This is a genomic window from Leptospira sp. WS58.C1, from assembly GCF_040833995.1.
GTDB classification, from domain to species: domain Bacteria; phylum Spirochaetota; class Leptospiria; order Leptospirales; family Leptospiraceae; genus Leptospira_B; species Leptospira_B cinconiae.
This window is the reverse complement of sequence record NZ_CP162137.1, coordinates 1,756,322-1,768,677: the sequence shown is the minus strand read 5'-3', so window position 1 is coordinate 1,768,677 and position 12,356 is coordinate 1,756,322. Positions and strand designations below refer to the sequence as shown.

The window sequence follows — 12,356 nt, the reverse complement described above, 5'->3', positions numbered from 1 at the left end:
TTAGTGTCGGTCCGGAGAAAGTACTACGATCTTATAACTTGGAGTTTTTTGGTCCTCACGAGTAGGAAGACTTTCCGCATAATGAATTGCGGATGCGAGTGTAGTTCCCGTAGTTAGTCCTGCAAAAATCCCTTCTTTTTGGTACAGCTCGGATTGATAACGAAGCGCCTCATCTCTATCGACACCGATATATTGGTCCGTAACTTTTGGATCGAAGGATTCAGGAAGTCGTATACTGGAATCTCCGTTTACCATCTTACGGATGAAGCGAGAATTTTTACTTACTCCCATGATAACTCTAAGAGAGGGTTTTTTACTCTTTAAATATCTTCCTACACCGGAAAGAGTTCCTCCGGAGCCTCCTCCTGCAACGAACGCATCGACATTCCCAGCGAGATCTCTCCAGATCTCAGGACCGGTAAACAGAAAATGAGCATTCGTATTTGCCATATCCTTGAACTCGTTCAGGATCACGCTGTTTTTCTCTTTGTCTTTTGCTGCCTTTGCGGTTTCTAAAAGAGAATCGTCCCAATTCCCTTTTGCAAGCTGGACCACTTCCACAGCGGCCCCATAGGATTTTAATTCTTTGATCTTTTCCTGGTCCGTATCGGGAGCTAAAAATACTTTAAATTTGTATTGGCGAAGTGTAGAGATCCAAGCCAGAGAAATTGCGGTAGTATTGTATCCTGCTTGGAAAATAGAACCGCCCGGCTTCAGTTCCCCTCTTCTTTCTGCGGCAAGCACCATAGAAAGTGCGGTCCTATCCTTTACACTTCCCGTTGGATTACAAAATTCCGCTTTTAGATAAATTTCCACATTCGGAATATGGGAACCGATCTGGTTGAGCCGAATAAGTGGAGTATTACCGATCATCTGGAGAACGTTCTCCTTGATGGGTTTGGCTACGCTTAATTCCCTTCCGAAAGCGTTTTGTACATTATTCAAAGCCCCCAGAAGGCTATTGCCGAATTCATCTATGGAACGGGAAATTTCGTCGAACATAGTCTTCTAGGGTCCTTATTGTATTTAGAAAATTACTGATGAGGGGCGTACAACCAAGGAAGATCTTTTCGGTTTTTCTCCTCATAGGAAGAGATCTCTGCCGCATGCTGTAGAGTTAAACCGATATCGTCCAATCCGTTAAATAAACAATATTTACGGAAAGAGTCCACTTCGAAATTATAGACGTTCCCGGAAGGACTGATCACATTCTGTTTGTCCAGATCGATCTTAATTTTGGCTCCCGGAGTCTTATCCACGATCTTGAAAATTTCGTCCACTTCTTCCGCTTTTAAAACAACTGGAAGCATACCGTTTTTGAAACAATTATTATAAAAAATATCGGCGAAAGACGGAGCAATAATTGCTCTAAATCCGTAATCTTCCAATGCCCAAGGAGCGTGTTCTCTGGAAGAGCCGCATCCGAAATTGTCTCTGGCGACAAGGATGGAAGCCCCCTTGTATCTATCAAAATTCAAAGAGAACTCAGGATTCGGTTTGGTTCCCTCGTTGTCCAGGTATCTCCAATCATGGAAGAGATGGGTCCCAAAACCAGTACGTTCTATCTTCTTTAAAAATTGTTTCGGAATGATTGCGTCCGTATCTATATTAGGGCGATCAATTAGGACCGCTAAACCTTCGTGTTGAGTAAAGGGTTTCATGAGTTAGTATCCTTATTTCCAGTTCCGAATATCTACAAAATGTCCTTCGACTGCGGCTGCGGCGGCCATTGCAGGACCTACTAGGTGAGTTCTTCCGCCTTTTCCTTGTCTTCCTTCGAAGTTACGATTGGAAGTAGAAGCACATCTGTCTCCCGGTTCTAAAACGTCGTCGTTCATAGCAAGGCACATGGAACAACCTGGTTGCCTCCATTCAAAGCCTGCTTCTATGAAAATTTTATCCAGACCTTCCGCTTCCGCTTGGCGTTTCACTCTTCCGGAGCCTGGGACTACGATTGCTTGGACCTTATTGGAAACCTTCTTTCCTTTTACGGTTGCCGCGGCCACTCTTAGATCTTCAATCCTGGAATTTGTGCAGGAACCGATAAATACCTTATTCACAAAAACATCTTCCATCTTTTGGCCAGGCTTCAGGTCCATATATTTTAATGCGTTTTCGATACTGATCTTTTCTACTGCATCTGGTGCATCTTTCGGATCAGGAACGATACCGGTCACAGGAACTACTTGTCCTGGAGAAGTTCCCCAAGTCACCTGAGGAGCGATCTCTTCCGCTTTTAATACGATGCTAGTATCGAATTTTGCTCCCTCGTCTGTCACATAACGTTTCCATTTTTGGACAGCCAGATCCCATTCCGTACCTTTTGGAGCGAAATCCTTTCCTTTCAGATAATCGAAAGTAATTTGGTCCGGAGCGATAAGTCCTGCTCTTGCTCCCGCCTCGATGGACATATTACAAACAGTCATACGAGCTTCCATACTTAAGGAAGAAATTGCGGAACCTCTATATTCGATCACGTATCCGGTCGCTCCACCGGTCCCGATCTTTCCAATGATCGCAAGAACGATATCTTTTGCGGTAACATGAGGAGAAAGTTGACCATCGACTCTAATCTCCATGGTCTTCGCTCTTCTTTGCAAAAGAGTTTGGGTAGCAAGCACATGTTCTACTTCGGAAGTTCCGATCCCGAAAGCTAAGGCACCGAATGCGCCATGAGTAGAAGTATGGGAATCTCCGCAAACGATCGTCATACCAGGATGAGTAAGACCCATTTCAGGTGCGATCACATGGATGATCCCTTGGTCCGGATGGTTTAGATCATAAAGAGTAATACCGTTCTCATTACAATTTTTGATCAGAGTTTTCATCTGGTTAGCGGAGATTGGATCAGCCAATTCCAGATCGCGGATCCGAGTGGAAACGTTATGGTCCATGGTGGCGAAAGTAGCTTCCGGGCGACGAACCTTTCTTCCGGCCATACGAATACCTTCGAAAGCCTGGGGACTTGTTACCTCATGGATCAGATGTCGGTCTATATAAAGAAGATAAGACCCTCCGTCCATTTCACCGACCAAATGGTCTTCCCAGATTTTTTCGAACATCGTTTTCATGGTGTGTAAATCCCCCAGGGGATAATTCAAGAGTAAAGATTAGACTTCCTGACGGAAGTTCTCTTCCATGCTAAAAATCAGGGGTTTTTCGTAAAGAAGGTTCCGGGAAGAAGGCCCCGAATCTATTACTTGCCTCGGAAAACGAGTAGAGCCTTGCCGATTCCAATCTCGTCAAAATCGTATAAGATCCTCGGTCTCAGAATTTTTTTACCATTTAAGAAGGTCCCTGTTTCCGAAACCAGATCGTATAAAATGTAGCGGTTACGGACCTTTCTGATCCTTGCGTGATTTTTACTGACGGATTGTTCGTATAAGACCAGATCGCAAAGATCCGAATTTCCGATATTGGTCTCCGCTCTTGCAAGAGAGTATTGTTTCCCTGGATTTCTTCCTTCTTTAAAAACAAGGGTCGCTTTTTCGTAAGATTCACCTTGTTCGAATTCCTTTAAAGCAACGGGGGCAGCCCTTTCGGTCTCGATCTTATCTTCTTCCGAGTAAACAAGTTGGTATTGATTACCGTACATTTTCCGGTACGCGTCTTGTTCGAATTCAATCGTATGAAGTCTCTCTTCCGCACTCACAGTTCCTTCCGGATTCTGCTTTTTGCCCTTTTTTAATACTACGATCAGAGCAACCAAGGTGAGAACGAGTAAGAAAGTAAAGCTAGGAAGAAAAATAGAAGGATGTAATAAGAAAACCGCAAGCCTTGTCCGAAACGGAAGGTCATACGAAAAACTCAATCGCCTGGAATTTTTAGTCTCCAGTTCTACTTCCAGATTTCCACTTCCTTGGAATTGCCACTCGTCCTGAAAAGGAGACTCGTAAATTAAGGACCAAGGTTCTTTTCTGAAATAATCCAGGTCCCCGAACACTTGGGTCCTGAAATCAGGAGAGTTTAAAGAGTAGAATGTTCCCCCATATCTTTTAGCTAAAAACTTTCCCCCATTCGAAGGAAAAGTAAGAACGTTGATCGGAATATTCGGAGTGTACTCCCCGTTCTGAGCCTCGTTGGATGGGATCAGATCATTATCGTAAAAGATTGTTAAAATATAATCCGTCTCTCTCAAACGAGGAGAGATCTTTTGGAAAACATAATCCAGATTCGCGGAAGTATTCCTATTGGATTTCCCGCCCGGGACCTTGGCTTCTTTCAAGGCATCCGATTTACTCAGGTCGTCCTTGGAGAAAAATACATCATCCGTAAAAAAAACAAAACTGAATCTGTCTGCAGAATCCGCTCTTTCCACGATTGTTTTTAAGATCTCAGTGGCTTGTACATTATGATCGAATGAGTTCGTCATCTGAGTGATCAGGTATATATGGATGGGCCTTGTGCCATCCGGTCTTTGGATCTTGAGCGGTCCCACTCTCCTGGAACGATTTTCTTTTTGTTCCGAAACGGTAAGGATTTCCTGATCTAGGGATACTCCCTTTCCTGCTCTCAGTCTTAATTCTACTTTAGGATACCTGGAAATATCATATTCTTCTAAATGGATACTTTCTGCCCCGACAAACGACGGATAAACGCTTGCCACTACGATCAGAATGTATAAGAAGAAGGACCGGATCATAAGTTTTGCAATTTAAGCGGGATTTTCATCCAAAGTAAACAGTTTTCTGGAATACTCTAAACTTGGTTCCCAGGAACCGTTTTGTCTTTTTAGGGTTTCTAGTTTTTCTCCGGATTTCATCACAGTTATAGTATCGGCCAATTCTCTCGCAGAACTAAGATCGTGGCTAATAAATAGAAGTCCCGCTCCCAGATCTTTCACCCTGGTTTTTAAAAGTTCTAGGATGGCCTTCCCGGTAATCGGGTCTAAAGCCGAGGTAGGTTCATCTGCCAAAATGAGTTCCGCTCCGGAATATACCGAAAATAGGATTAAAATTCTCTGTCTTTCTCCACCGGAAAGTTGGTGAGGCCTCGCCTTCCATGCAGCTTTGGGATCGGAAAGCCCGAATTCTTTTAATAATCGGAGGCAAGTTTCTTCATTCGCAAACTCAGGGTGGATCAGTGAAAAATATTCCATGATCTGAGAACCGATACTTAAAAAAGGATGAAGTCCGATTGCCGCGGTTTGTGGGATCAAACTAATCCGTTTTCCTCGCCAATTTTTCCAAAGAGAAAAATCTCCGCTTGGTATGTTTTGCGAGAAGATCGAAAAATTTTTCCAGGTTACGGAAGCTTCTTCATTTAGGAGTCCGAGAACTGTACTTGCAAATGTGGATTTTCCGCTTCCGGATTCTCCCACGAGTGCATGGATTTCTTTTTTAGAAATTTGGAAATCGAAGTGTTTAAGAATATAAGAAGACCCGATCTTTACGTCCAGGTCTTGGATTGAAAGAATTAATTCGGCTTGGTGGTTACCTTCCAAGTTTTATCCTAACTGAAAGAGTTCGTATTCCACAATGGAACAAAGAATATGACCGATCAGAATATGAGATTCTTGGATACGCGCAGTTTCTTTCCTTGGAATAATCAGATCCAGATCCGCCATTCCTTTCATCTTTCCGCCATCTCCTCCTAAAAGAGAAATCGTTTTCATTCCGATCTTTTTAGCGGACTCGAGAGCTGCGATCACGTTTTTGGAATTTCCACTGGTAGAAAGTCCAACCAATAAATCACCCGGTTTTCCGAATGCTTCTACCTGGCGAGAAAATACGAACTCATATCCATAATCGTTGGAACAAGCGGTAAGCACCGCAGAATCTGCGTTCAATGCCAATGCAGGAAGAGCTCTTCTTTCGTTCCCGGATTTGTAACGTACCACAAGTTCCGCTGCTATATGAGACGCATCACAAGAAGACCCACCGTTCCCACAAAAAAGGATCGTATTCCCTTTTTTTAATACTTCGGAAGCGATCTTTCCCGCTTCTTCGATCTCCGGAAGAAGTGTATCCAATACCGCTTTTTTGGTTTCAATCGAGTCCTGGATCTGTTTGGATGCGATCTCTTTTAAGTTCATTCTCATTTATCCTTTTTAGCCCGAATTTTAGAAAGCACCGACTCAAATTCCCTTTTAGCGGAATCGAATTCGTACAGTGTCAAATTTTCGGAATGCGGAGAATTCCTATTCCCGCTTACGTTTAAAAAATACAGCTCTTTGGAAACGATTTGTTTCACTCTTTCGGAAGAATTTGCCTGGAACATATCTTCGAATTCTTTTCCTAAAAATACCAGTAACACTGCGATCGTACTTGGGCGTAAATTGATGAGTATCTGTTGTTTCCAGATCGGCTCCCAAGTTAAAATTTCTTTCCAAGAATCGGCAGAGCGTTTTAGGTCCGGTTCTTCCTGGAGAACGGCCCATGATTCCTCGTCCCAGTTCGGAGTATTGATCCCGGATAAGATACTTTTTAGACTCTTATGGTCTCCGCTCAATAAACGGTTTAGTTCCGCTTCTCCTAAAAAAATCACACCACTGATCTTTCCTGCTTGTTCCGTTAGATAGTTTCCGGTAGAGATTACTAAAGAATATTCTCTGCCTGATTTTTCTTTCCCTTCTAAACGAAATAGATTGCGGTTATTTTTAGTCAGCCTTAGGGAGGGACTCTCAAAAATAGTTCCGGAAAGTTTTTTACGGGTCACAAAAAAGCGCTCCGCCTTTTCTCTTAGGTCTTTTAATTCCCAGGTATAACCCCTACTATCTCTAACGACTTCCTTTTCCGTTTCGGCAGAGACTGTCTTTTTCTTTCTCCAGAAAAAGAGCTTATTCCAAAACCCAGATTTTTGTCTGCCCTTAGCCATCTTTATTTCCCGTAATCTTTTCGTAGATTTGAAGGGCGTTCTATCAAATTTTTCCCCAATTCGTAGATCTTTGCTTCCTTTAAAAAAGTGGAATATGCGGAAGAGATCGCGATCGTAAATCCAGGGAAACCATCCAGGAATCCGAGTTTGAAAAAGTAGATCTCCACAAATTTGCCGAACGGTTTGACGATCGTTCGGGCTAATGAGAATTTTTTATTTTTCTTCCAACGAGTCCAAGAAACGATAGAGGAAAATTTATTGATCGTATCCACTTGTTGGGCAAGGTCCGCAAAACTATAATGTAGGATATCCCCTTTTATCTTTTTGCCCTTACCTTCCACCACCAAGTAATCATGCGGATTTTCCCCTGTCCATGTCGACTTGGACTTTCGGATAACACGATATTTGGTCTGAGGATACCATCCCGAAAAACGGATAAACCTTCCCATATGAAAGGTAAGTCTGGAAACTTTGAGTCCGTTCAAAGACGGATCTTCCGGGCTTTCTAAAAATGTACGAAGGGATCTCTTAAGTTCCTCACTCAGACGTTCGTCCGCATCTAAAGACAGGATCCATTCATTCTTACAGAGAGAGATCGCATCATTCTTCTGTTCTACATGTCCCTTAAAATTCTGAGAGGAAAAACGCACCTCAGGAAAAGACTCGCTGATCTCTTTGGTCTTATCAGTGCTATTGGAATCTAAAACTATGATCTCGTCCGCGATATCCCTACAGGATTTGATACAATCTCCGATATTCGCTTCTTCATTATAGGTGATGATCGCAACGGAAAGTTTTTTTAGAAATCTATCCCGGACCTCGTTTCTACTGAGAGGCGCCTTAGGTTTGGATTTCTTTTTTTTAGGGGAAGAAGATTCCTTTGTTTTAACGGATTCTGCCATACATGAATATCGCCGGGGCGAATGAATTCCTAAAATAGGAGGTTTTCCTTCTTTGTCAGCGGTTTTTTCTGGAAATCTGAGAGGAAAAGGAAACTCTGGGGACCGGTGAAACGTATCTTCTTTTCTCAAATATCCGAGACCTCCGGAAAAGTCTCTTTATATTCCTTATTATTATTCTTACTAGCTTTTCCACTTTCCGTTTCCGCCTCTCAAATCCTGGCGGGATTGAGCATTTTCTGTTTTATATTCTCACCTAAGGAAAATTTCCAAAAGATCAGAGTGTATCTTCTGCCCTGGGCGTTAATCTTAGGTGCTTATACTTTAGTATTCATTTCCTCTCTGGTACACTTCGAAGAATATTCCCATTTCTGGAAAACGTTCACAAGACAATCGGAGGCGGGAGACTTTTGGCTTTCGATCCTATTCCCGATAGCGGCAGTACATTCCTCCGACGAAAAAAAAAGAAAGCTGATCTATAAATATTTATGGATCTCGTTTTTACTGGTATTGATCTCAGGGATCGCTTCCGTATTCAGCGAATATAGACTCGGAAAATTTATCTCCAACGGTTTTACACCTGCGCCCGGAGATAGAAGGCAACATCCGGCAGGACCACTTTTCGGTTTAGAAACGTATCTTCCGATCGGTTTGATGAACACTCATTTAACCTATGGCGGATTAATTTCTTTTTATATTCCAGGACTTGTACTTCTTGTTTTGCAAAAGATCAAGAAGAAGGATCTAAAACGTAGCTTTGGATTCGGGGTCCTTCTCCTATTAGCATCCTGGGTGTTTTTACTCAACCAAAGTAAGTCCGCATGGCTTGGAGTTTTAGCGGTTACTGTGTATTTTATTCTAAGCAAATGGAAAGATTTCTCAGGCAAATTTCCCAGGATCACACCGGTGCGAGTCCTTATTCTAATTTCCGTTTTGGTCTCACTCGGAGCGGCAGTTCGATTCTTTTATCAAAAAAATTGGTTATTACAAAGAACTCTCGCCCAACTCACAGAGATCCAAACACCAGAAAACCAAAGATATTGGATCTATAAACTCAGCCTTCCTCTACTCGCAGAAAATCCGATTTTGGGAACCGGAGGAGGAAGATTTAAGGAAACCAGTTCAGAGGTTTCCAAAACATTTATCCAAAAGAATGAACAACTTTGGTACGAGTTGTATATTACTCCGAATAAACACGCTCATAATGATATATTAGAATTTGCGATCGTGGGCGGATGGCTTTCCGGAATTTTATGGATCGGCTTTTTCTATCTTTTATTTAGAAAGATCGCAACATCCAGTTTGGAAGAAGGAAATTTTCCTTTGATCGGTGTTGGCTTCATCTGGGTGGCTGGGTTCTTCCAATGTTATCTTTTGGACGATGAGGTTGCACTTCCCTTTTTCGCATTGGCCGGGCTTTTATGGGGAAGAGAGAAGGAAACCGCCTCTCAATTTTCCAAAGCTTCTGTAATCTTCTTAAGTTTTACATTTCTTTTAAATACTTCCTTTTGGATCTGGAGACTTTCTATTCCGGCAGAACTTGCGTATGGAAGACAGGTTTTTGCCTCGTCTTCTCCACTTGCTAAAAAGATAGAAAGGCGTATCCTTCCTTTTAGGAACCAAACCGAGGAGAGAGAAAAAAGAATTTCGGAAACGATCCAAGTCTCTGCCTCGGAAGGAAATTCTGAATTTTCGGTAGAAGGATGTCTTACCCATAGATACCCAAACCCAGCCAAACGCAGAAAAGAAGATTATTCGTTCGGGATCTATATCTCTCCCGAATGGAAAAATCCGCCGACTAAGATGGAAGTCACTGTATTTTCGGAAGAATCTTTTGATGAGGACAAACTCTATTGGTCTCATAGAAAATATGATTTGGGAACTCGTGAAATGGGTCTGAAACCCGGTTGGAATTCCTTTGTCTGGAAAGAGACCATGGAACTTTCAAAAATTACGATCTTTCCGGATATCGTATTTTTTAGGAGTTTTAAGATCCGTTTTGGAGGTTTCGATCCGGAAAACACAATGGATCTGCCAATTTTAGATTTAGGAGATCTTTGCGATTTTAGATTAGAGTAAGTTTGGTACCTGGAGCGGGACTTGAACCCGCACGAGCGTGAACTCACAGGATTTTAAGTCCTGGGTGTCTACCGATTCCACCATCCAGGCGTTTGAGAGACTCTGCCAGGCGTCGCCCGGATTCGAACCGGGGATCAAGCTTTTGCAGAGCCATGCCTTACCACTTGGCCACGACGCCGATATGAGGTATGATTTTGTGTATCCGCTAGGTGTCAATAGAAAAGTGGAGGAAAGACTTTGAGGATCTATTTCTATCGAATCGACTCGAACGCTAGACTTTTCCACGAGGATTCCGAATTGACGGATAAAAAGTTTTTAGACTTCTTCTTCACTCATCTAGAAAAAAATCGCACAGGCAAATACCCGGAATATCCTTATATCTCTCCTTGCGGGAAAGAAATGAATTTCGTGCAAACGGAACATTACCCGATTCTGTTTAAACATAGAGTTGGAGATAAACTCTATTATGGAGGGGAAAAAGGGATCTTATTCCAGCCGGAAAATTTAAAGTTCGATGATTTTGGAAATCTACTCCACCCGTTTCAAAAAGAGATCTGGGGAAGGATCTCAACGGAAATCCTATTAGATCCGGAATTAAAATGGAGAGAAAATTCTGAAAATTGGGATCTGATCTGGAAAGGAAAAGAATTCCATATCCCAAAATTCGATCCGAACTTTAAAAGCGAGATCTCTTAGCCGAACTATTCCCACTCTATGGTGCCGGGAGGTTTGTTTGTCAGATCGAAAAACAAATATTCGATCCCCGGAATTTTCAGGACTTCGGAAACAAGTTCATCCAAAACATCTTTTTCCAGTCGGAAGAAACTCGCAGTCATTGCTTCCTGAGAATCGACCGGCCTAAGAACGATACTTCTTTTTCCTGTTTCGGAGCCCAAAGGAAGAAGTACCACTGGCATTTGCCAGATCTGATCGTAGATCTTTCTCTTTTGTAGTATCTTCTCTACTGCTGCGTCCGCTTCTCTCAAGATATCAGAATCTTTCTGGTCCAAGTCGATTGCCTGGAATTGGAAATTCGCTTTGGAGAAGTCCTCAGACTTTCCTAAAAATAGAACGACTCGATTTACCGAAGAAATTTGGTTAGTGATCGCTGTGGAAATTTTATCCAACTCGTCCCAGGTCTTGTCGCCTGAAATGGCAGCACAATGTGCGTAGGATCTTTGGTCGCCCTTCACTCCCACGGAGGCTACAGGAAGAAGTTTTGCGCTCAAAGAAGATTCCTTTCCGACTAGCTCATCCAATTGTTTTTGAACAGAAGTCTCGATCGGTTTTTCTTGGGCGATCATTCGGACTACAAGTCCCGGGCCTGGGAAAGGATGTCTTCCGGTCCATTCTTTCGGAAGTCCTAGGTAATTTCCAAGTTCTCGGACCTCGTCTTTGTATAAGTCCTTGATCGGTTCTACGACCTTACCTTCTTCCATTAATTTCTGGATGGCTTCTACCCTGTTATGATGGGTCTTGATCGTATGAGAATGTTTTGTTCCGCCGCTTTCTATCGTATCCGGATAGATGGTTCCTTGTCCGAGTAACCATTCTTCAGCGTTCAGTCCTAAACTTTTCGCACAGTCTGCTTGCGCTTGTAAGAATAGATTTCCTACAATCTTACGTTTTTCTTCCGGATCTTTTTTTCCTTTTAGAGCGGAATAAAAAAGTTCGGAAGAATCGTGCACATGCAATTGGATTCCTTGCGGAGCAAGTTTTGCCTGTAGATCGGAGACCTCGTTTTTTCTCATAAATCCCGTATCGATCAGAACTCCCTTGACTCTGTCTTTTCCTAAAGCTCTGGAAAGAAGAAGGTACGAAACAGTGGAATCCACACCTCCGGAGACGAGTAAGAAGATCTTTTTATCGGAAGGAACGATGGAATGTAGTTCCTTCTCTTTTAGATCTAAAAATTGTTTAAGATCCCAGGTACCTTCCGCTCCCGAAATTTTTACAAAGTTTTCTAAAAGAACGGAACCTTTTTCGGTATGGGTCACTTCCGGGTGGAGTTGGATTCCGAACCATTTTTGGGTGGGATTTTCTACCACTGCGTATTCGCAGTCTTGGCTGGATGCGGTGCGAGTAAAACCGGATGGCAAACGAGTCACCTCGTCCCCATGGCTCATCCACACTACTTCTCCTCCTGCAAAACCTTGGAGTAATTTCGTTTTGGAAGTATCAATAAAATCTAAAGCGGCTCTTCCGTATTCTGCGGTCCCCGCTTTTTTCACTTCTCCACCCAGAAGTTTCATCATGAGTTGGTGGCCGTAACAAATCCCTAAAACTGGAATTCCAAGTTTTAGGACTTCGACAGGCAGAGAGGGAGAATCCGGTTCGTATACACTTTCCGGTCCTCCGGAAAGAATGATGCCTGAAAGTTTGGAATATGTTTCTAAAGGTTCGTCGTTGCCTAAAATTTCGGAATAAGCCCCCAAACGACGAATTCTGGACGCGATCAAATGGGCGTACTGCCCTCCAAAATCCACGATCCCAATTACATTTTGGTGCTTCATTCCAAGGTATCCTTAACGTTTCCTTTATGTGAGATGTAAAAAGATTCCC

General features: G+C 42.8%; 11 protein-coding genes and 2 tRNA genes. 2 read left to right on the top strand and 11 right to left on the bottom strand.

What is annotated here, in order from left to right; genetic code table 11:
• The 8 genes from AB3N61_RS08005 to AB3N61_RS07970 all read right to left on the bottom strand — a co-directional run bounded on the left by AB3N61_RS08005 (nucleotide 1) and on the right by AB3N61_RS07970 (nucleotide 7,718).
• On the bottom strand, nucleotides 1-1,002 hold the full coding sequence (locus tag AB3N61_RS08005) for a PLP-dependent cysteine synthase family protein (protein ID WP_367898981.1): 1,002 nt from the start codon (nucleotides 1,000-1,002) through the stop codon (nucleotides 1-3).
• A gap of 32 nt (nucleotides 1,003-1,034) precedes the next feature.
• Nucleotides 1,035-1,661: a 3-isopropylmalate dehydratase small subunit gene (gene leuD / locus AB3N61_RS08000; protein WP_020768397.1), complete on the bottom strand. Its 627-nt coding sequence runs from the start codon at nucleotides 1,659-1,661 to the stop codon at nucleotides 1,035-1,037.
• Between the two features lie 12 nt (nucleotides 1,662-1,673).
• Nucleotides 1,674-3,071 (bottom strand): 3-isopropylmalate dehydratase large subunit, encoded by a 1,398-nt coding sequence (gene leuC / locus AB3N61_RS07995; protein ID WP_020768082.1) that lies wholly within the window; start codon nucleotides 3,069-3,071, stop codon nucleotides 1,674-1,676.
• A 125-nt stretch (nucleotides 3,072-3,196) separates the two neighbouring features.
• Nucleotides 3,197-4,642: an FHA domain-containing protein gene (locus tag AB3N61_RS07990; protein ID WP_367898980.1), complete on the bottom strand. Its 1,446-nt coding sequence runs from the start codon at nucleotides 4,640-4,642 to the stop codon at nucleotides 3,197-3,199.
• A gap of 12 nt (nucleotides 4,643-4,654) precedes the next feature.
• Nucleotides 4,655-5,443: an ATP-binding cassette domain-containing protein gene (locus tag AB3N61_RS07985; RefSeq protein WP_367898979.1), complete on the bottom strand. Its 789-nt coding sequence runs from the start codon at nucleotides 5,441-5,443 to the stop codon at nucleotides 4,655-4,657.
• Between the two features lie 3 nt (nucleotides 5,444-5,446).
• The gene (gene gmhA, locus AB3N61_RS07980; RefSeq protein ID WP_020768146.1) at nucleotides 5,447-6,034 is read right to left on the bottom strand and encodes a D-sedoheptulose 7-phosphate isomerase; all 588 of its coding nucleotides are present in this window, start codon (nucleotides 6,032-6,034) and stop codon (nucleotides 5,447-5,449) included.
• Nucleotides 6,035-6,036: 2 nt separating this feature from the next.
• Nucleotides 6,037-6,816, bottom strand: coding sequence for an LBBP_01157 family protein (locus AB3N61_RS07975; RefSeq protein WP_367898978.1), 780 nt, complete (start codon nucleotides 6,814-6,816; stop codon nucleotides 6,037-6,039).
• 2 nt (nucleotides 6,817-6,818) lie between these two features.
• Complete coding sequence (locus AB3N61_RS07970; protein ID WP_367898977.1) at nucleotides 6,819-7,718, bottom strand: glycosyltransferase family 2 protein; 900 nt, start codon at nucleotides 7,716-7,718, stop codon at nucleotides 6,819-6,821.
• Nucleotides 7,719-7,823: 105 nt separating this feature from the next.
• Here AB3N61_RS07970 and AB3N61_RS07965 point away from each other — a divergent pair, with 105 nt between their 5' ends.
• A complete protein-coding gene (locus AB3N61_RS07965; RefSeq protein WP_367898976.1) occupies nucleotides 7,824-9,794 on the top strand; it encodes an O-antigen ligase family protein in 1,971 nt (656 codons plus the stop codon).
• 3 nt (nucleotides 9,795-9,797) lie between these two features.
• On the opposite strand, the gene AB3N61_RS07960 is transcribed toward AB3N61_RS07965, so the two are convergent.
• Nucleotides 9,798-9,884 (bottom strand) — tRNA-Leu (locus AB3N61_RS07960).
• Between the two features lie 17 nt (nucleotides 9,885-9,901).
• Nucleotides 9,902-9,972: transfer RNA gene (locus AB3N61_RS07955), tRNA-Cys, on the bottom strand.
• Nucleotides 9,973-10,031: 59 nt separating this feature from the next.
• Here AB3N61_RS07955 and AB3N61_RS07950 point away from each other — a divergent pair.
• The gene (locus AB3N61_RS07950) at nucleotides 10,032-10,490 is read left to right on the top strand and encodes a DUF4505 family protein (protein ID WP_367898975.1); all 459 of its coding nucleotides are present in this window, start codon (nucleotides 10,032-10,034) and stop codon (nucleotides 10,488-10,490) included.
• Nucleotides 10,491-10,495: 5 nt separating this feature from the next.
• Here AB3N61_RS07950 and guaA read toward each other — a convergent pair whose 3' ends face one another.
• On the bottom strand, nucleotides 10,496-12,307 hold the full coding sequence (guaA, locus tag AB3N61_RS07945) for a glutamine-hydrolyzing GMP synthase (protein WP_367898974.1): 1,812 nt from the start codon (nucleotides 12,305-12,307) through the stop codon (nucleotides 10,496-10,498).
• Nucleotides 12,308-12,356: the final 49 nt, after the last annotated feature.